The sequence below is a fragment of the Desulfoscipio sp. XC116 genome, from assembly GCF_039851975.1.
GTDB lineage: Bacteria > Bacillota > Desulfotomaculia > Desulfotomaculales > Desulfallaceae > Sporotomaculum.
This window is the reverse complement of sequence record NZ_CP156660.1, coordinates 920976-940660: the sequence shown is the minus strand read 5'-3', so window position 1 is coordinate 940660 and position 19685 is coordinate 920976. Positions and strand designations below refer to the sequence as shown.

General features: G+C 45.4%; 22 protein-coding genes. 12 read left to right on the top strand and 10 right to left on the bottom strand.

Annotation, left to right across the window (positions count from 1 at the left end):
* Positions 1 to 247 precede the first annotated feature (247 nt).
* Positions 248 to 1354, top strand: coding sequence for a hypothetical protein (locus ABDB91_RS04325; RefSeq protein WP_347490404.1), 1107 nt, complete (start codon positions 248 to 250; stop codon positions 1352 to 1354).
* A 229-nt stretch (positions 1355 to 1583) separates the two neighbouring features.
* Here ABDB91_RS04325 and ABDB91_RS04320 read toward each other — a convergent pair whose 3' ends face one another.
* The 3 genes from ABDB91_RS04320 to ABDB91_RS04310 form a co-directional block, all read right to left on the bottom strand.
* The gene (locus ABDB91_RS04320) at positions 1584 to 1883 is read right to left on the bottom strand and encodes a hypothetical protein (RefSeq protein ID WP_347490403.1); all 300 of its coding nucleotides are present in this window, start codon (positions 1881 to 1883) and stop codon (positions 1584 to 1586) included.
* A 36-nt stretch (positions 1884 to 1919) separates the two neighbouring features.
* Complete coding sequence (locus ABDB91_RS04315; RefSeq protein ID WP_347490402.1) at positions 1920 to 2711, bottom strand: glycoside hydrolase domain-containing protein; 792 nt, start codon at positions 2709 to 2711, stop codon at positions 1920 to 1922.
* 87 nt (positions 2712 to 2798) lie between these two features.
* Positions 2799 to 3083, bottom strand: coding sequence for a type II toxin-antitoxin system Phd/YefM family antitoxin (locus ABDB91_RS04310; protein WP_347491524.1), 285 nt, complete (start codon positions 3081 to 3083; stop codon positions 2799 to 2801).
* 552 nt (positions 3084 to 3635) lie between these two features.
* Between ABDB91_RS04310 and ABDB91_RS04305 the strand changes: the two genes are divergently transcribed.
* The 4 genes from ABDB91_RS04305 to ABDB91_RS04290 all read left to right on the top strand — a co-directional run bounded on the left by ABDB91_RS04305 (position 3636) and on the right by ABDB91_RS04290 (position 6124).
* A complete protein-coding gene (locus tag ABDB91_RS04305) occupies positions 3636 to 3950 on the top strand; it encodes a metalloregulator ArsR/SmtB family transcription factor (RefSeq protein ID WP_347491522.1) in 315 nt (104 codons plus the stop codon).
* A 90-nt stretch (positions 3951 to 4040) separates the two neighbouring features.
* On the top strand, positions 4041 to 5054 hold the full coding sequence (locus ABDB91_RS04300; protein WP_347490401.1) for a permease: 1014 nt from the start codon (positions 4041 to 4043) through the stop codon (positions 5052 to 5054).
* Between the two features lie 59 nt (positions 5055 to 5113).
* Entirely contained in the window at positions 5114 to 5464 is a 351-nt protein-coding gene (locus ABDB91_RS04295; protein ID WP_347490400.1) for a thioredoxin family protein, read from the top strand.
* 429 nt (positions 5465 to 5893) lie between these two features.
* Positions 5894 to 6124, top strand: coding sequence for a hypothetical protein (locus ABDB91_RS04290; RefSeq protein ID WP_347490399.1), 231 nt, complete (start codon positions 5894 to 5896; stop codon positions 6122 to 6124).
* Here the strand turns inward: ABDB91_RS04290 and ABDB91_RS04285 are convergent.
* The 3 genes from ABDB91_RS04285 to ABDB91_RS04275 are packed head-to-tail and all read right to left on the bottom strand — an operon-like array spanning position 6121 to position 8989.
* On the bottom strand, positions 6121 to 6954 hold the full coding sequence (locus ABDB91_RS04285) for an aminotransferase class IV (protein ID WP_347490398.1): 834 nt from the start codon (positions 6952 to 6954) through the stop codon (positions 6121 to 6123). The genes ABDB91_RS04290 and ABDB91_RS04285 overlap by 4 nt on opposite strands.
* A gap of 18 nt (positions 6955 to 6972) precedes the next feature.
* A complete protein-coding gene (pabB, locus tag ABDB91_RS04280; RefSeq protein WP_347490397.1) occupies positions 6973 to 8409 on the bottom strand; it encodes an aminodeoxychorismate synthase component I in 1437 nt (478 codons plus the stop codon).
* Positions 8399 to 8989: an aminodeoxychorismate/anthranilate synthase component II gene (locus ABDB91_RS04275; protein ID WP_347491521.1), complete on the bottom strand. Its 591-nt coding sequence runs from the start codon at positions 8987 to 8989 to the stop codon at positions 8399 to 8401. Before ABDB91_RS04275 ends, pabB begins: the two co-directional genes overlap by 11 nt.
* A gap of 895 nt (positions 8990 to 9884) precedes the next feature.
* On the opposite strand from ABDB91_RS04275, the gene ABDB91_RS04270 reads away from it, so the two are divergent.
* The 4 genes from ABDB91_RS04270 to ABDB91_RS04255 all read left to right on the top strand — a co-directional run bounded on the left by ABDB91_RS04270 (position 9885) and on the right by ABDB91_RS04255 (position 13137).
* Entirely contained in the window at positions 9885 to 10313 is a 429-nt protein-coding gene (locus ABDB91_RS04270; protein WP_347490396.1) for a hypothetical protein, read from the top strand.
* 284 nt (positions 10314 to 10597) lie between these two features.
* Positions 10598 to 11320 (top strand): hypothetical protein, encoded by a 723-nt coding sequence (locus ABDB91_RS04265; protein WP_347490395.1) that lies wholly within the window; start codon positions 10598 to 10600, stop codon positions 11318 to 11320.
* Positions 11321 to 11411: 91 nt separating this feature from the next.
* Positions 11412 to 12395 (top strand): hypothetical protein, encoded by a 984-nt coding sequence (locus ABDB91_RS04260; protein WP_347490394.1) that lies wholly within the window; start codon positions 11412 to 11414, stop codon positions 12393 to 12395.
* Between the two features lie 31 nt (positions 12396 to 12426).
* Complete coding sequence (locus ABDB91_RS04255; RefSeq protein WP_347490393.1) at positions 12427 to 13137, top strand: hypothetical protein; 711 nt, start codon at positions 12427 to 12429, stop codon at positions 13135 to 13137.
* Between the two features lie 167 nt (positions 13138 to 13304).
* On the opposite strand, the gene ABDB91_RS04250 is transcribed toward ABDB91_RS04255, so the two are convergent.
* Positions 13305 to 14450 (bottom strand): DUF5305 family protein, encoded by a 1146-nt coding sequence (locus tag ABDB91_RS04250; RefSeq protein ID WP_347490392.1) that lies wholly within the window; start codon positions 14448 to 14450, stop codon positions 13305 to 13307.
* Positions 14451 to 14481: 31 nt separating this feature from the next.
* Entirely contained in the window at positions 14482 to 15057 is a 576-nt protein-coding gene (locus tag ABDB91_RS04245) for a signal peptidase I (protein WP_347490391.1), read from the bottom strand.
* Between the two features lie 43 nt (positions 15058 to 15100).
* Here ABDB91_RS04245 and ABDB91_RS04240 point away from each other — a divergent pair, with 43 nt between their 5' ends.
* Positions 15101 to 15406: a hypothetical protein gene (locus ABDB91_RS04240; protein WP_347490390.1), complete on the top strand. Its 306-nt coding sequence runs from the start codon at positions 15101 to 15103 to the stop codon at positions 15404 to 15406.
* Between the two features lie 606 nt (positions 15407 to 16012).
* Here ABDB91_RS04240 and ABDB91_RS04235 read toward each other — a convergent pair.
* Both ABDB91_RS04235 and ABDB91_RS04230 read right to left on the bottom strand, forming a co-directional pair.
* Complete coding sequence (locus ABDB91_RS04235) at positions 16013 to 16216, bottom strand: 4-oxalocrotonate tautomerase family protein (protein ID WP_347490389.1); 204 nt, start codon at positions 16214 to 16216, stop codon at positions 16013 to 16015.
* 153 nt (positions 16217 to 16369) lie between these two features.
* Positions 16370 to 16789: a DUF3788 domain-containing protein gene (locus tag ABDB91_RS04230; protein ID WP_347490388.1), complete on the bottom strand. Its 420-nt coding sequence runs from the start codon at positions 16787 to 16789 to the stop codon at positions 16370 to 16372.
* A gap of 683 nt (positions 16790 to 17472) precedes the next feature.
* Here ABDB91_RS04230 and ABDB91_RS04225 point away from each other — a divergent pair.
* Complete coding sequence (locus ABDB91_RS04225; RefSeq protein WP_347490387.1) at positions 17473 to 18945, top strand: Msr family ABC-F type ribosomal protection protein; 1473 nt, start codon at positions 17473 to 17475, stop codon at positions 18943 to 18945.
* A gap of 375 nt (positions 18946 to 19320) precedes the next feature.
* Entirely contained in the window at positions 19321 to 19587 is a 267-nt protein-coding gene (locus ABDB91_RS04220; RefSeq protein WP_347490386.1) for an S-layer homology domain-containing protein, read from the top strand.
* Positions 19588 to 19685: the final 98 nt, after the last annotated feature.

The window sequence follows — 19685 nt, the reverse complement described above, 5'->3', positions numbered from 1 at the left end:
GTAGTTACAAAATACAACAAAGGAAAAATTCATAAAATGACGAAGCATACAGAAGATGGTATTTCAAGCCCTTTGGTTTTATTCTCTTTAGCTCATAATTCCCAAAATGATCGGCCTAGAAAATATTACTCTTGATGGCCAAGTTCATAAGAACTTGTAATATTCTTTCCCTCGGAAACACTGTAACGTGGGGATGACCGATGCAACCCATCTTCATTACTATTTGTCGCCTGCAGCAGGCAGCGAAATGGAGGTTACTATGAGAAATAAGCTTTTGTTAGTCTGTTTAATTGCTTTGCTTTTTATCGTTGCGGGATGTAACCGAGGTACATCACACCCTTCGGCTACAGGCAATATGACCCCAGAGCAAATACCGTTTGTGATTTTCCTTCAGAATGCTGAGGAGGGAAGTCAGATTAATTCTGACAGCGCATACTTATGCCGTTTTGATACATTGACAGGCAGAATATCCATTGATGAGCCCGCTTTATTTAGAAGAATCACCCAGGAACCTTATAACTTTCGGATGATTTGGGATGGCGAAAAAAAGATTATGATAGGGTCCACATCCTTTGAAGCTTCGCTTAAATTGGAGTCTATAAATACTGATTACACTATTAAAAAACCGGAAGCTAACAAAGTTACTTTCGGTGTAGTAATAAAAAATACCAGTGGTGAAGCAAAAGCCCATAATGAAGACGATAAGATTATTGTCTCATTTGAAAACGGAGAAAAACAAATTCTTGCCCCCCCTCTCCCATCAGGAGCAAATCAACCCCAGCCCCTGTTACTGTCCGGGGATGAGCATAATTATAGAATATTGATTGCTTTTGACGTACCCTCCAGCGAAAAGAAAAATGAGATGGCCGGTAAATTGCTTATTGCAAATGTAAAAGATGACCGTATAGAGTGGCAAGAAGTTAGAGGAGAGTATGGCAGCTTTATTGCAGGTGCAGGTTCGAACACAGCGAAAATTGGTGAAAATATTTATATTACGGGTTGCGGTGGCAATGTAAGTGTACTCAATCTGCAGAAGGATTCACCAATGCTTGAAGAATATAAACCTGCAAATGATCTTCTATTACCGCTTAGCGACAAATTTCAGGAAGCGCCGATTCAACCTCATTTTGGAGCTTACAAGAATTATTTACTGGTGACTGTACAGAACTCTGAAGAAAAGTGGCTTTGGATTTTAAAGGACAATATTTTTTTGGGAAAGGTACATGTAAATATTTTAAGAAATCAAATTGATTCTTATTTAGCCAATAAACAAATTGAAACAAAACCTCTTCCATTAAAAGCCTCAACTGATTTACTACAATTGCCAATGGATACTTGCGGGACATGGAAATAACCGGCCAAAATGATTTTATATTTTACCCAAGGCTTTGCACCAAAAGCATAATATAAAGATAGTAGAACATTAAATTTAAAAGCAATATATATACAAAAGGTCTTTTAGTTTTATTTTCTATAATAGGAGAGGAGTTGGCTCATGCAAGAGCGCACCTGCAAATTACTGGATCTTGCAAACAAAAAATCTTTAGTGGTAATATTATCATTTTTAATTATAGTGGCAGTATTTATATGGTCAAAGTCCCTTGAAGATTTTTTTGAGCGTCGTAACCGGTACGGTCGTTGACGCTATTAACGGCCACTAATTCGCAATTACTCATGGGAATCCGAGTGTCATCAATATGAAAATCACAGAAAGACATATGCGCAATGACCTTTATACCCTGAGATAATTCGGATAATTCTCCGCCCACTGGCGTATAAGAAAGTTGGGGTAACAGCTTAACCTGTAAATTATAACCATTACGTTCCTTACCATCGTCGTACCACGTAATCCCAAAATGCTTTTCCGTATCGTTCAGTATCATAGCCAGGTCTCGCAGTTTGAAATATACGTAGACAATTCAGGAGGTTTTACTTGGAACCTCCTTAATCACATACTCAATTGTACGCTTAATCAGCACCGCCGTTTCCGCCCTGGTAATAGTGTCATTGGGGCGGAAATTCTCCGTTTTAGCTACCAAACCGCGTTCGGCCAGCCATTCAATGTCGCCCTTGGCCCAGTGGTTTACAATGTCTTTAAACAGAGCTGGAATTACCTCCTCAGTTTTGGTACTCCACCAGCCTTCATCTCCGTAGGACTCGTTAAAATCCACCTGAATTCCCGCCAAAGGTTGGTCGTTCTTATACTGGTAAATATTCGCGCAAGAGCACTTTTGGCCACGTGACCAGGCATAGGTCTGCCAGAAATGTTTAACCACTCCTCTCCTGGCCATCTCCTCCACGATGGCAAAGGAGCCATAAACCCCTACTTCATAGCCATCCAATATGTCATCCGCAGCCCTCAGATATTCCTCAATTGCTGAATAGTCCTCTTGCCGGGCATCATAGTCCACGGCAAAATAAACGGTCGTGCCCTTCGGCTGCCCGACAGCCAGCGCTTCTTTGAGCGCCAGCAGTCCGTCCTCTTTACCGGCCGCCGCACCACCGGCAGGCCTGTTTGCCGTAGTTTCAAAGACGCTCACCACCAACATGCCGGCAGCAGTGATGATTTCCGCTTCTTTCTTAGTCAGACGTTTCCATTTATATGATGGTTTATCCGGCACCAGGTAGCGACAAACAAAACCCATACCGGCAGCGGCAAGAGCCTTTGCAGTTATTGTGGTAATAGGTGTAGCACAATCAATGCCCTTCATTTCCCAGCCTCCTTTAAATTGTTGTACCACTGCTTCCGGTAATGTGCAATGGCAGTCCCTTTCATTTAGCTGCCGGCAGTATATCGCCTACCCTCGCTTGGCATCCGCAACCTCCCGAATTGCCCGACTCATCATTTGGGCCGTTTCATCAATAGAGTGCCCAGGGTTACCGGCAATCCTTTCTTCCTCTGAACGCAGCAGCATTTCTCTGAGCTTCAGCATACTTTCGCGCCTGGCAAATGCTTCGACATCCATCACTACAAGGTCGCCGCTCCCGTTCTTCGTCAGATAGACAGGTTCCCCGGTACGCTTGCAAAGCTCGGATATCTCGTTATAGTTTTTTCGAATTGCTGCGGACGGCCGTATATTCATCATTAGACGCACCTCCATGGGAGAGTAATCTTATACCCATATTATATGCTTATTATACTATCTCATGTGTCCGATGTAAAATCTGGAGTCATAATCCTGCCTGCAATCCATATGTACTCCTATAAACAATGTAACTTCATTTGATTTCCAGGCATGTTTATACTTGAGCGCTATTGAAACTAAAAACATAACGCATATCTTCAAAAGGCACAATTAGAATATCAGCGCCTTGGCAGGGATGACTCGCCGGACTTCATACCGAATATTGCAACAAATTCAATACCAAGAACAGTACCACTCGTGCGGAGGTTTCCGCCATGCTCCAGCGAATGCCGCTTGCTCCCCCATTGCCGCCTCGGATCGGTCATGCCTTCAAGTTCTTCCGTTAATTTGGGTATATTCATACCCTATTTATCGGCATTGTTAATAAAGAGTAAATGCTGTTGCCCTGGGCAACACATAGGGAAGTGTTTACTTTATTTCATATTGACAAAATTTGATTTGACGCATATACTGATAACATATCAAATAATTTTGATATGAGGTGATATTCTGGCAACGGTCTATGAAGAACACGCGAAGGTGTTCAAGGCGTTTTGCGACGAAAAACGTTTGAGGATACTCGAGCTGCTGCGCGGTGGCGAAAAATGCGCCTGTGTTCTGTTGGAACAGTTGGATTTGGGCCAGTCAGGGCTTTCCTACCATATGAAAATTCTGGTTAGGTCGGGCGTTGTGGAAAGTTGGCAGGAAGGCAAATGGACGCATTACAAAATCAGTGAAAAAGGCAGCGCCTACGCCGAGGATTTGTTGAAGAAACTGACAACGCCAAACACAGTCACAGAAGAAGATATCTGCTGCAAAGAATAGAAGCCATCAAAACGATGGCTTTTTACGGGTGAAATACATCAATATTTTTTGATATGATTGCCCTTTATTCGAAAGTGAGGTTTTATATAGATGCAAATATTAAAAGCAATCTGGGACTTTTTTCAGAACCAAATACTTGGAATGAAGTGGCTGAACGACCTGATTGGCGTAAATCTGTCGGTAATGGGACTTGATCTGAACAGCCGCTGGATTGGAAGCATTCAGTTTTTTCTCTACGATGCAATTAAAATCACGCTGCTGTTGTGCTTCCTGATGTTTATCATCAGCTATATCCAAAGCTATTTCCCGCCGGAACGCAGCAAAAGAATACTCGGGCGATTTCATGGTGTCGGAGCGAACTGCGTCTCGGCGCTCCTGGGTACGGTAACGCCGTTTTGCTCCTGCTCGTCCATCCCGCTGTTCATCGGTTTCACATCTGCGGGACTTCCGGTTGGGGTTACTTTCTCTTTTCTGATTTCCTCCCCAATGGTGGATCTCGGTTCTCTATTCCTGCTGATGAGCATTTTTGGAGCGAAAGTAGCCATTATCTATGTAATTGTCGGACTGATCGTCGCGGTCGTCGGCGGTATAACCATTGAGAAGCTGCATATGGAAAAGTATGTTGAAAGATTCATAATGACCGCAAGCGGCCTGGATATTGAATCACCCGACCTGACAAAAAAAGATCGCCTGATTTACGCCAAAGAGCAGATGCTCTCCACCTTCAAAAAAGTATTTCCGTATATTCTGATCGGCGTGGGTATCGGCGCATTGATCCACAACTGGATTCCCGAGGAATGGGTAGCTACGGTACTCGGCAGTGAAAACCCCTTCGGCGTCGTATTGATGACACTCGTCGGCATCCCGATGTACGCTGATATCTTTGGCACAATCCCGATTGCGGAGGTCTTGTTGTATAAAGGCGCGCAGCTCGGTTCCATTCTGTCTTTTATGATGGCGGTCACCACGTTGTCCCTGCCTTCCATAATCATGCTTCGCAAAGCGGTCAAACCGAAGTTGCTGGCATTGTTTATCGCTATTTGCACTGTAGGAATTATCATGGTCGGTTATTTGTTTAACGCATTACAAGCATTTATATTGTAGGAGCAAAGTTCATTAAGGGAGGAAAGTAATAAAATTATCTGCTAAAGGAGAATACGAATATGTCACTGTTTAACTTTGGCAAGAAAAAGGAAGAAACCTCAAGCTGTTGCTGTAGCGGCAACTGCGATGCCAAAAGCATGGAAAAGACTGAAAACGCTAAAACCAAAGGTGCAAGCGTCAGGGTACTGGGAAGCGGCTGCGCGAAATGCAATCAACTCGAAACGGCAACAAAAGCAGCGTTGGAGCAGCTTGGCATGGATACAACAATCGACCATGTAACCGACTTTTCACAGATTGCAGCCTATGGTGTGATGACAACACCCGCCCTCGTCGTAGATGGGAAAGTAGTATCTTACGGCAAGGTCCTTAAACCCGAGGAAGTCGTCAAGATTCTGCAAAAGGCCAGATGATATGTGACCTGTGAAGCGGCAATCACTCCGTTGTTTTTGTTCGAGAGCCCCTTGGATTTTGTCAATATACTTCATCTTGCACCGCCTCTCCTTTGTTACAATTACACTTTATATTATACAATGTTAGAGTATGATTGCATAATCGAAAGAGTTAAATCCTTTCCGGTATGCTAATTCGCTTTTCCGGGAATGTCTACCCCCCCCCCGCACCCGTGACAGCCTGAAAATCTCCAACGGGAAGTGGTGCCGGTGGTCCCAACGCTCCGCCTGAGATTGGAGCCATTGAATTCACTGAGACTAATATGAAACAAGGAAATGAGTGTAGGGTTACCTTTTAGTGATGAATATATTTGTTTTGGTGATTATGGACATCTATTCATCTTCTATAATCCAGAATCTCAAATTCTTCACGCTAATTAGCAATGGTAGTTGACTTTCTTATCTTTTCACCAAGTTGGCAGCTTTAATAAGGTAATAACCGAGGAACTGGTTGTCAGACTTGATTTTCTTGGTATCTTCGGTTTCAAATTTACCGCTTTTACTGCTTTGGATATTACTTCGTACGGCGGGCCGTTTATTTGGAATTTTGGCTCATTGATTTTATTGATCGCCGCAGGAATTGGTTCGAATATCGTTAAGGAAAAATACAAGGAAAATTAAGATAAAAAAGCTGCCGTTTGATGCTTCATCAACTCCATGGTGATCCGTCCCGGCCGGCCGCCGCCTGCCTTCTTGCCGTCCAGGCCGGTGACGGGCATAACACCCATTAACGAGTTTGTCACAAAGCACTCGTCAGCCGATAGTATGTCTCCGGTGATGAAATTCCCTTCCCGGCACCGGTAACCCGCTGCCGGCGCCAGTTCAAGAATTAGCTGCCGGACCGTGCCCGGCAGCAGCCCCGCCCCCGGCGGCGGGGTGAGCAGTTCGCCTTGACGGACCACGAAAACGTTGCTTACCGTGCCTTCGGCCACATTACCCAAGGAATTAAGAAAGATTCCCTCGTCGTAACCAAGCCGCAACGCCTCCCGGCGGCCCAGGATGTTTTCCAGGTAATTGGCGGTCTTGTGGCGGACCAGAGGGGATTTTTCATTGCGCGGCCAGCCGAGGGTCAGCAGCAAGAAACCCCTGGCGTAACACCCGGGCGGATAAGGGACTCCTTCCTGAATGGAAAAGAATATTAATCCCGGCTCGCCTTCGGCAGACCCTGCGGTAACGGTAAGCCTCAGAACCCCGTCCGCCGCGCCGGACTGTTTCACCACGGCCATGCTGCCGGCAACCAGTAAATCCCCGTCCGCTGCCACGGTAACGCCCAGCGCTGCGGCGGAGCCCGCCAGTCTTTGCACATGCTGCCGCAGCATAATAATCCGGCCCTGTTTCACCAGCATGGTCTCAAATAGGGAAAAACCATACAGCAGCCCCTGATCCCGGGGATGTAACGTAAACTGCCCGGCTGGTTTTAATTCTCCGTCGCAAAGGAAATAATGTTGCAACTATACTACCTCCCAGATTTAAAAACCGGGTGCGTTTTTTCCCAGGCCCAAAGCCCTGACCAGCGCCCGGGCCTTGTCCAGCGTCTCCACATACTCCATGTGCGGGTCCGAATCGGCAGTAATACCGCCGCCCGCCTGTAAATAGAAGTTCCCCCCGGCGGCCAGAATGGTGCGGATGACAATGTTCAAATCAGCCCGGCCATCGAAACTGATATAACCGATGGAGCCGGTATATACGCCCCGGCGCACCGGTTCCATTCCCTCGATAATTTCCATGGCCCGGATTTTAGGCGCCCCGGTGATAGAGCCGCCGGGAAAAGAAGCAGCCAGCAAGTCCGTAATGTCTTTATCCGGGCGCAGCACGCCTTCTACGGTGGAAACAAGGTGAAAAACCGTGGCGTACTCCTCCAAACAGTACAGCTCCGGTACCTTAACCGAGCCCACCTCACACACCCGGCCCAGATCGTTGCGCTCCAGATCCACAATCATCATCAATTCCGCCCGGTCCTTTTCACTGTCCAGCAACGCTTGCCGCAAAAGGACATCTTCCCCCGGGGTGCGGCCCCGGGGCCTGGTTCCCTTGATGGGGCGGGTTTCCACTCTGTTCCCGTCCAGTTTAAGAAACCGCTCCGGTGAAGCGCAGATCACTTCCAGGTCACCGCAGGAAAGAAACGCGGCAAAGGGCGCGGGGTTGATTTCTCTCAGCCTAGTGTATAACGTCCAGGCGTCAATAATTTGCGGCGTGCTGAACCGCTGGGAAAGATTCACCTGGAATATGTCACCGGCGCAGATGTATTCCACAGCCTGCCGGACCGCCTCACGATAGGCGTCCGGGGTGAAGTTTGCCACCAGCTCGCCCGGCCTGCAGGCACCGGCTGCAAGTGGCGACTCGCCTGCGGTGGACGGTCCGGCAGACAGCAGTTCAATCATCTGGTCCAGCCTGTTTCGCGCCCTGGCAGCGGCTGCGTCACCACGCCCGGGCAGGCCGGTGGAAATCACCGTGGTTTCCCCGGACCGTACATCCACAGCCACGATAACATCATAAAAGCCCAAGCACAGGTCCGGTGTTCCCAAATCGTCCGCCGCCAGAGCCGGTATCTCTTCCAGGCCGCGCCCAAGATCGTAAGCGAAATAACCAACCGCCCCACCGTTAAAGGGAAACGGACCAGGCGCGGCGGGCAATCTATAACGGGCCAGCAATTTGCCCAGTTCAGCCAGAGGGGTTCCGTAATAAACAGTGGAGCTTCCCCCTTCAATCATCGTAATCCGCCGCTCCTTAACCTTTAAAACCAGAAAAGGGTCGGCCCCTACGAATGAGTGATGCCCCAGGCGCTGAACGAGCATGCCTGTGTCCAGCAGAAACGGGTACGACAGTGCTTTGAGCCGTTCAAAGATTGCCGGCGCTCCGCCTTCTATAGCGGGAACATTGCGGTATAGCGGCGGTTTAAACGACATTGCGCATGTCCTCCCTGATGGAACCCAGATAGTTAGCCAGCAGCTTTCTGCCCCCGGTGGTTAATATAGACTCGGGATGAAACTGCACCCCTTCCAACTGAAGTTGCCGGTGCCGCACCGCCATAATCACCCCGTCTTCGGTGGCGGCGGTTATTTCCAGACCAGCGGGAATACTCTCCCGTTCGATAACCAGGGAATGATAGCGCGCCGCAGGCATGGGATTGGGCAGCCCGGCGAAAATACCTTGGCCGTTGTGGAACACCCGGGACGCCTTGCCGTGCATGGGCCGGCCCGCGCGCACCACCCGGCCGCCCAGAGCCTGTCCAATAGCCTGGTGGCCCAGGCAAACGCCGAAGATTGGTATTTTGCCGGCCAGCTGCCTGATTATGTTCAGCGATATGCCCGCCTCGTCCGGCGTGCACGGCCCCGGCGAGAGGACTATGCATTCCGGAGCCATTGCCTCCGCCTCCGGCACCGTAATCCGGTCGTTGCGGTAAACCAGCACGTCTTTACCCTGTTCTGACAGGTACTGGTACAAATTGTACACGAAAGAATCGTAGTTGTCGATTAACAGGATCATCACTGCGCTCCTTTCATTGGACATTAAAAAAACCAGCACAAATATGCTGGTTCTCACCCCGTAGGTCTCCGAGTCGTCTCAAAAAAATCTCTCCGCTCTGCTCTCTTGATTACCCGCTCAGCTTTTAATTGTTAAGTAATATGTTACAGGATGCAAGTTAAGCTGTCAACTTAAGAAAAGCACAAAATCATCTCCGCCTGACCGTCCAGCACAAGGATGACCTCCACGGCATTATGCCAGTGGTAGGGGTATTCGTCGATCCTCCGCACCGAGACTTTGGCTGGTATTTCCCCTGGAAATTCAATTATTTCCGGGTACGCTTATCATCACCTTCCTAAACTTGATGGCTATACTGTATTTCATTTCAAAAAAGTTCGCATTGACACTTTTCAGATTTAAAAATTTTTTTATTTATTTTGCAAAGAGAAAAACGCCTCACTTCGTGAGGCGTTCTTCTCTTTCTAAAAAATTTATTTCGCGCAAGAAGTTTTTTTCAAAGGTATTAATAAAGTATTAATACCTTATTAATACTTTAAAGGTATTAGTCCTATTCCGAAAGGGCAACCTTTGGTCTGTATTATTTAACAATTTAAACGGTTAGAGGACGCAAAGCCAGGGCTACCCCGGAAAAATTCGAGGTCGCGGGCCGGCTGCCGAAGATGGGATATTTTAGCACTATTTCTTACCCAATAATACGTATCGATATAATTATTTGGGGGGCCGGTTATGAAATATCTAAATGCCATTTAGGATCAATACCTCAATTTTTTTAAAGCCTGTACACAGAAACGGAATCATACCCAGGTCGGATTGCTATAAATATTCAACATAACGTAAATTTAAGGGGACCCCTTTATTGTGGGGTCCCTTTAAGTTGCTATAGGGGGAATTTATTTTGCAAATAATAAAATGCATGGTCGCATCAAAGCAAAAAGTAATTCGGAACGGCGTGGCACTTATATTAGGTTCCGCTGAAAATATTCAAGTCATAGGTAATAACGGAGCCGACGTAGTTAAAGAAACATTCGAACTACAACCGGATTTACTGGTGTATGAGTTAAGTCCGGAGGAGAAAAACAATTTTGAGGTATTAATTAAGGTCAAGGATCTATGTGGTTGGACCAAACTTATCCTTTTTTCATCCACACCTTTAAACAAAGAAGACTTAAAACAGTACTTATCTGTCTGTGACGGTTACATGCAAGGCCCGCTTATACCCGGTTTTTTACTCAAGTCAATGGAATTGGCTTGTTACTCAGGCCACTTCTTTTTTCTGGGTTTAAAGCACACCTTTTGGCACCCAACTGACCTTAAATCTCACTAATATGCCTAATTCTTTTCTTTAATCAAACAACTACTTTAGTTTATTTTTATCTAATAATACAAAATATTTTTTCATACCGCCAGCCGATAGAAATAAAATCAATTTCTGCTAAATTTATATTTGTATTCAAATTTTCGCAAGCAGCCTGTTTATGGAGGTGGTAGATGAAAATTCAGCAATGAAACTTTATTTCTGAAACAGGCCATGTTCCAAGCGATACGGCCAAATTGCGGAGTCAATTTTCGAGTTACTAAAAGTAAAATAATAAGGGGGTAAATCTTTTAATGAAGAAATCATTATTAGTTTCCTTGGCAGCCGTATTGATGTTCGGCTTAATGGGCTTCGGTTTCGCCATGTGGTCGGACACTGTTACAGTCGCGGCCACGGTCGACACCGGTAACGTTGCGGTTGGGATCAGGGACGTCGGTACCGACGATAACATTTTAACAAGCGATATTCTTAACGGTACAGCCACAAACACCGAGGACGGTGTTGCGGATGCCATGGCTCTTGGCGGCGACCCTCAGGTTTCCCCTGGCGTTAACGATGAAGGTAAAAACGTTGCGTCAATGATTAGCGAAAATATCGGCAGTGCTGACTTTACAATTAATGGAACCGATTACTATTCTTCCATCACCGAAACCATCGACAATGCTTACCCGTACTACGCTCCCACCACCAGGTTTGAGATTGCCAGCAACGGCACCATTCCTGTAAAGCTTGATAACGTTAAAATTGAACAATCCGGCGATTTGAGCGGCCTGGTATATGAATCCTGGACAGTTACCTATCCCGATGGATCTACTGCAACCGGTACCGGACTTGATGCACTGCTTGACGCCCTGTATATGCTCCAACTCCATCAAGGTGATGCGGTAACCGTTGATTTGCAACTCTCGTTCTTGCAGGAAACTGTGCAAGGCAGCAGTGGCGACATCACATTCACAGTACACGCTGCTCAGTGGAACGAAGCCGGCCAGGATGACCCGTATCGCGATGATTTTTAGACCATAAACTTTCATAAATAAATCTATGGCATGGGAGACTTTTCATAAAAGTCTCCATGTCATATTTAATCAATCTATTGGGAGTTAAATCATGAGAAAACTGGGCATTATCTGCATGATCTTGCTGTTTTCAATTGGCGCCGTGGGTATGGGCTGCGCGGGGTGGCATGATGTAATATCAACCAGGTACGACGTGGCAACCGGCATCGTCAGCGCCGGTATCAGAAATCACGGGACAAACGATTATGGTTCGGACCCGTGCAGTCATGGCAGTCCAAACCGGGAAAACCGGGATATAGGGTATACCCGCTGCGGAGACGGCCCTTACAAGTATAAGCTGGACGGAAAATCCTACTCGGAAAACATAGAAGTAGATATTTACGGCTACCGCTCATACGCCCCGGTTTGCACCCTGGAAATGGCCAACTGCGGCAGCATTCCGGTTAAGGCGGACCAGATATTAATCGACTGGGACGGTGATCTGGCGAGTAATATCCAGCTGGGAAACTGGTCGATTGACTGCCCCGACGGGTACCGGAAAGAGGGTAAGGGCTTAAGCTCTTTGGGAGATACAATCAAGTACTTATGTCTCGATCCGGGACAAAAAATGTGGCTTGATCTGGAATTTCGGGTTGGTGAAAAAAATAATTTAAAAGAAAACTTGGAAGCAGTTAATAAAGCATTCAACACAGCACTGATAATTAACGCAGCGGAAGCAGCGGAAAATAATCAAGACTCATCAGCTGCAACAGCAACAAATACCACGGAAGCCGATCCGGCTTCCGGGAGTGAAAAAAACAATGAACCGCCGCCGGATAATAATTCCTCTCCGCCAGTAGAAACGGGGGAACCGGCAACCGAAGCACCGGATAGCCGGCCGCCGGGCGACGAACCGACGACAAGCGAAGCAACCTCGAATGTGCCTGTTGATGCTCTTCCCGAAGAACCGGTTTCAAAAGCGACTGGGGGTTCTTCAGTGACGGGGATTAACGCAGCACCGGAGGAGATTCAGTGCGGTTCCGCCACAGGAACCATAGCTATAACCTACCGCCGCTGGAATGAGCAATGGCGGTAGATCATTAAACAACAAGGAGGTAGTTAATTCTGTGAAAAGAACTTCAATAATCAGTATCCTGGTCATTATGGCCTTTGCGATGATGGGTTTTGGTTTTGCCATGTGGTCTGACACCGTCGCCATCAGCGCATCCGCCCAGGCCGGCGATCTGAAATTTCACTATGTGTCAGGCACAGCCGACAGCAAAGATATTGGCGGGGACTGGACATGTGATTACGGTCTTGGCAACGTCTGCGTTACTCCCGAAGGAAAAGACGTCGGTTCCACAGCTACAAGCATGGAAGATACAAATGGCGACGGGTTTCAAGATAAAATAAATGTGGCCGTTAATAACGCTTATCCCTGTTATTTCAACGATATTAGCTGGTGGGTTGAAAGTACCGGTTCAATACCGATCATTATCCAGGGAGCTAAGCTTACGTGGGGTGGCGCCGAATACGATATTAAATCCGGCAGGCTTTATATCCTTTGCCAAGATAGGGACAACGGAACCTACAATTTATTTGAAGTTCCCGGCGGTCAAATGGGTCGCTTAGCGGATTATTATGAAGAAGTGGACGGTATGATTGAACTTAAGTGGGGGGACAACGTCGGCCTTCAACTGCACCCGCATGAGAGTGTTGAGCAATCATTTACGTTCCATGTGGTTCAGCCTGCCCGGCAAGACACCACGTATAATTTCGGTCTGAGCATTCAGGGCATCCAGTGGAACGAAAGTCCTATTCCAGGGCATAGACCATAATAAACAATGTAATTTTCACGATGTTAAAACACCTAAAAACAGCCGGGGTTATAATGAGTCCGGCTGTTAGATTTTAGCTGCATAGCTAATTGTATACTTAGCCTAAGTCAATCCGTTAAAAGGAAAACCACCTTGCTCTAAAAGTGGTGGTCTTTCTTTTATTGTGTCTATCTTAATGATATATCCAAATTTTTTATTTGCCCGTCGTTGTAATAATTGTTTTCTTCCTTTGCCCCTTCCTTTTCCCCTTCATTGTTAATGCATAGCACATGTTTATATGCTATTGGCCCATCGAGGACATAACAAACGGCGGGTTCGTTCGCGCTTACAATCTCCTTATGGATAATAGGTTTAGCCAATTCATCCGCCACCCTAACCAAATCTTCCATGGAATTAACAGAAACAAATTTTGTCGGACTTATTTCGTTGTTTGTTTTTATAATACGATCCCCGTATTTCTTCCAGAACTCCTTCCAAAATTCCTGTATATTTTTACGCTGATCTTGTATTAAAGGTTTATTTTGCGTTAACAGCAATAACATCAATAGCAGCACCCCGGAGGTAATAGCGGCAACGTATGCGTAAATCAATTTACTCCTGATAGGGTTGGAAACCATTACTTCTTTGGTTAATAAACCTTTCTTTTTTACAGTAAGCTCATCATCTCCGACCTGAAAAGAGCCACTGGTCAAGGGAATAATCATTGTCGGAGTCAGCTTATCCTTTAGCACCTGGCCGCCGGTATCGGCTTCCAGGTCAATGTTCGTTTTGATGGTTAGAATTGGTTCCCTGGCATTGACCCCGAGTTCCTCATCCACCTGTTTAATAACTTGCTCAAAATAATCCAAATCTATTGCCCGTTCAGCTCGGAATGACACCTCTTTCCCAGACCGACTGAAAGAAGTTTGCGGAATCAAAACATAGTTTAATTTCCACATATCCTTTGCTTCAAGAGCGGCAGTGACATTATAGGTTCCTTTTATTTCGGCCGGCTGACTCCCTTTAAACCGGTATGCACAAATGGAGGTAAAAGAGTCCATTAAATCCCTATAAATAGTTTTACCGGGACCCATAACGGTTGTTTCTTTAAAAACCATATTAGGCTTTATATCCGCTCTGTAAAAAATATCCCCCTGATGCTCGTATGTATAAGTGGGGACTTCCTTTACAATTTCAGCGGGCTTCCGGTATAAATAATACAGGAAGCAGAGTGCTGCCAGGAAAGACAATATACATAATAAAATTAATGCTAAACGGGTTTTTTTGTTCAGGTAATATTTATTATACTTCATAAAGATATTTTCGTGCCTCATTAAAAACCTCCATTCTCCTTAATGAAGTCCCTTAAGAGAATATTTCCCTAATGGTGATTGTAGCCCAGCCCACCTTGGGCACAGTGAAAATAACCCTTCCAACTACTTGTTGGGGCTGCACAGGGTCATCAGGGACATCGTTAGCGTCCCCCCGGGTAATATAAATTGTTTTTTTATCCTCCTCCTTTTGTATTTCAATAATTCTGTGCAATGTCGGGATTGAGCGATTTTCCGTTTTAAATTGAATAATATCCCCAACCTTTAAGATTTGTGGATTTATTTTGCCTACAATAGCCATGTCACCCACCTCAATTGTAGGACGCATGCTACCGCTTATAATTATCGTCGGACGAACAGGGAATGCTCCAACCGCGAACCAGATAGACAATACGCAGATTATGCAAATAATTGTTGTTGCCAACAGGTTTTCGCTGCTACCCTTATTACCTCTGGCGGGCGTCAATCTGAGGATATGCTGGCCTGCTGCAATTCCAATTATAGGTACCACAGTTCCGGAAAACGCTTTCATAGCCCAGTTTAAATCAGGTAAAACGGGGGAAAACCATACAAAGGTTTGTATAATCCCCCGATAAGCCAGGGCTGGCAAAGGACCGCCCCATAAGGCCAGGAAGGATGCCATTAAGTGTTCCATGAATTGTGGTATAAAATCCGATCCCAAAAATTTGGTTGCGCCCTCCAATGAACCGGTTAACTTAGAAAGTTGGTTTAATGGAATACAAGTGCAGGTATACAAAAAAGCTATAAAAAAAGGAACTAATGTAGAAGGTTTTCTTATATTAACCAACCGGTTAATTAACCAAGCCCTGCTTAATTCCATGCCGAGCAAGGCAGATAAAACAAAAAAAATGTTGATAAGTATCCATATAAAGGTAAAAGAATTGGGGTTTTTACCGAATTTATCAAAAAGACCGGCAATAAGAGACAGATATATCTGAAAAACGGCAATACCAACAGCAATTTTAACCAATAAATTTTTGAAGCGCTTTTTTATAATGCCTTTATATTTAGGTAGGCGATAAATATAATATGCCAGAAGGAGCCAGACAAGGGGCCTAATTAAGTAAGCAGCCAATAAACCGGTATATATTTTAGGTAATATTATATTTAGCAGCAGGTATACACCTAAAAAAACAGCGATGACGATCATCCAATCTTTAGGTGGCAGCTTAATTATCGGCTTCACTTCCGGGTACTTCCTTCCTTTTAAAAATATTTTTAAGACTATTTACTCTTCCGCATGTAGTAATTTAACATGCTAATGAAATCCTAACAGAATCCAGCAACTAAAAATATTAACCCGGAGAATGAAAAAAATCATACTTTTCAATTTAGTTTTTGCTTACGGCTAATACTTTAGTACAAAGCCATATAGCCAGGTGCTTTACGGAACATAAATCGCTAAAACGTATCATGTGACGGTATGATGAGCGGTAAACGAAAAGTACCGTAGGAAAAGAAAAAAGCCCTCGAATCCGCTTATATCGGTTCAAGGACGATTGTTTTTTTTAAGAACAACTTCCCCCAAATTTTCGTCTGATTTATTACCGACCATTCTTTCTGCGAACGGTTATTGATTCTCCGGCAACGCCCCAATTATCCGTATCAACTTCATCAATAACGACAACGGTTGTGTTTGGATTTTTACCTAATACATCGACTAGTAATTGTGTCGCTCCCTTTATTAGTTCAGCTTTTTTTTCAGGCGTAACATTCTCATTTGTAATTTTAATGTTTACATAGGGCATTAGAATCCCCCCTTTCCGTTTAATTTAGGCAATATTCCAACGCTTGGCATTCGATTAGATTGAATGCCGCTACATATATTATTAGACGAATTTTGCCGGCGCTATTGCCTTTAAAACGTTCATTATGCTCATAATTTTACCCATAGCTGGTAGTTAAGGGTGCCTTTTGTTAGGCTTCCTCTTAATTAGCAACAACTTTTCCAGATCCGGAAATAGTGATGTATCAGTTAATTCAAACAGCATCCATTTTCCATCATGGTAGGTTACAGATTCATCATAAATTTTTTGCACTTCTATCGAAAAACCTTTCCTACTTGCTTCAAATTTGGCTCTTTCGTCTTTGCCAAGGATAATCAGAAAACCAAAAACATCTTCTTTAGCGTATAAAGCACATAGGGTTTTACCGCCTCTGCGATATTTATACTCATATGTCCACTTTTTCCCGCCGCTATTCCAAAAACGTTCCATATCATATTTTGATTCAATCAAAGCACTTAGCTTAATCCAGACTTCAAATAGCGGTTGCCCAATTAAAGCAATCATTTCTTCAGTAGTCGGCACTTCTTCAAGCACTATTAATCCTCCCTAACCGCGTACAATTCCACTCATTTTTTCTAATGGCTGTCGAACGTATTTCAGCATTTATCGTTCACACACTCCAAATGCTCGAAAATTAACGCATGCTTCCTTTAACGTTATATCATGATTTTAATTCTACCATATCTCCCACAATGATGGGCTGCTCATCAAGGCAAAATTCTTAAAAGTCGATGGCCATCCCTAATGCCCTGAGAATTTTAATAAATTGACATTTTTGGCCTCAAAATGGTAAGATAGATTGAAAATCATATTGATAAAGGAGACACATATGTATTCTGTTCGTTTAAGATAAGCAGGCAATAAAAAAGCAGTAAGTCCTTCCACAATTGTGGGCTTTTTTGTTGTGTTTGTCTTTACGAACCAGGACATAGAAACAGACTAGATATAGCAGTTGCAGGCTATTCCTATCTGTATATTTGTCTTTTCTCGCTAAAATGCAGACCTAAAGCCCATATTGTGGACTTGCGGCCTGCATTTTTTATTGCCGGAACAAACATCAAATTAGGAAAAAGCTTTTACCGGTTAAACGTTTGTTAAGGGATAATGCAGGAGGAATCGCAATGTATCTTTATGTAAACCTTCCTGTTTAAATCGCAGGATTTCCTTTGCGATTCAGTCAATAAAAGTATGCGATTTCAAAACAGGAGGAATCAATTATGGAATTGTTATTAAAGGCAAATGATATTTGCGTGGAATATACAAGCCGCGAGGTATTAAATATTAAGGAACTGGCGTTGTATGATGATGACCGTATCGGATTGGTCGGCAGCAATGGAGCAGGGAAAAGCACTTTGCTCAAAGTGCTGCTTGGAGAATTAATTCCACCCGGATGCAAGGTAAAACGCTCAGGGAATTTCGCGTATATCCCGCAGTTAGAGGAAACTGCCGTGCAGGAATCCGTGGATTATTCTCTAATAGGTAGGCTTGGTGTCAGCGGGCTGGATACACAGAATATGAGCGGCGGTGAAGAAACCCGGCTGAAGGTCGCCCAAGCACTCTCCGGGCAGGTGCATGGCCTCTTTGCCGATGAACCTACCTGTCACCTCGACCGCGAGGGAATTGACTTTTTGATCGGTCAGCTCAAATATTTCTCAGGCGCATTGCTAATCATCAGCCATGACCGTTACTTTCTCGATGAAGTCGTGAATAAAATCTGGGAACTGAAGGACGGTAAAATTACAGAGTACTGGGGAAATTATTCCGACTATCTCCGCCAGAAGGAGGAAGAACTTCAAAATCTGGCAATCCGCTATGAACAATTTGTTGCAGAGCGGGACCGTCTGGAACGGGCCGCCAAAGATAAACGCAAGCAGGCGCGCAAGGTCGAGCAAAAAGTAAAAGGAGCGGCTCCCAAAGACATGACCAAAAGCAGCGGCCGCCTTGGGCATCAAAAAACAATGGGAAGCAAGCAAAAAACCCTTTACAATGCCGCCAAGTCCATGGAACACCGCATAGAGACCATGGGTGCTGTGCAAGCTCCTGAAAAAGCCCGGGCCATCCGCTTTCGTCAAAGCAAGGCGCTGGCGCTGCATAATCCCTATCCCATTATGGGAACGGAAATCAACAAGCGTTTTGGCGATAAAGTGCTGTTTGAGAAGACATCTTTTCAAATTCCGCTGGGAGGGAAAGTGGCTTTCACCGGCGGAAACGGGGCGGGAAAGACCACGCTGCTGCGGATGATTTTGGATCGGGAAACCGGTATCTTTGTTTCTCCAAAAGCGGAAATCGGTTACTTTGCCCAAAACGGCTATAAATTCCGGCGCGATCAAGGAGTCATGTCGTTTATGGAAGAAAACTGCGACTATCGGCAGTCAGAAATTCGTTCCGTACTTGCCTCCATGGGTTTTTCACCAAATGACATCCAAAAAAAATTATCGGTTTTAAGCGGCGGAGAGATTATCAAATTATTGTTGGTCAAAATGCTTTTGGGGCAATATAACATCCTGCTGATGGATGAACCCGGCAACTTTCTTGACTTACCCGGCGTGGAAGCATTGGAAATACTAATGAAAAATTATGCGGGAACTATTCTGTTCATTTCCCATGACCAAAGATTGCTGGAAAATGTGGCAGACAGGATCTATACCATTAAAGACCGGCGCCTTGAGAGTCAGGGGACGGTTCTCTGACTCATCTTTTAACCCTTTGAACAATATTCCTTTTGCTACGCAAAGCAAGCCGCTTTGACCGAGCTCGAAAACGAGTACTTCACGAAATACGGGAACAACAAGTTTGGCAACGCGTATTTTACCGAAAATGACCCGCGCGACGCGAACTAAATTAAGTATAGCCGATACAGATACTATCTGAGGCAAACATATAATACCTGTCGTCAAAATATAAACGGCGCTGAAAACGCCGAAGCAATCAGCGAAACCCTCGCGGGCTCCAAAACCGCTCTCGAAAAAGCCTCGCGCGGCATTGGCGGAGAGACTATCGTCTGGGAAGACACGCTCGCTGTCGTACCGGAAGGCTCCGCCGCTATAACCGCGTGGTCGGCGGCGTTGAAGACGGAATACCCCGGAGTCTGGACAATATATAAAAGCGGCCATCCAAGCTACATGAAGTTCGGCGCCTTTATTACAGTTGATTTGAGTTCCTTTACCGATGCATCCGACATCAGCGCTTGGGCGGAGCCGGCCATGAAGTGGGCAAATGCGGCAGGACTGATCACCAGACGCACCGCCACCACCCTGGCTCCGGAGGGCAGCGCATCCCGTGCCGAGGTTGCGACGATCCTGATACGGTTTATCGAAGGCTTTGTAAAATAGGCCAAAAACCGGAGGGAAGGCGGCCCGAGGCCGCCTTCCCTCCGGAAATAAAGGCCGAAAGATGGGCGGCATTCCCCGGTCAGGTCCGGGAGGGCACC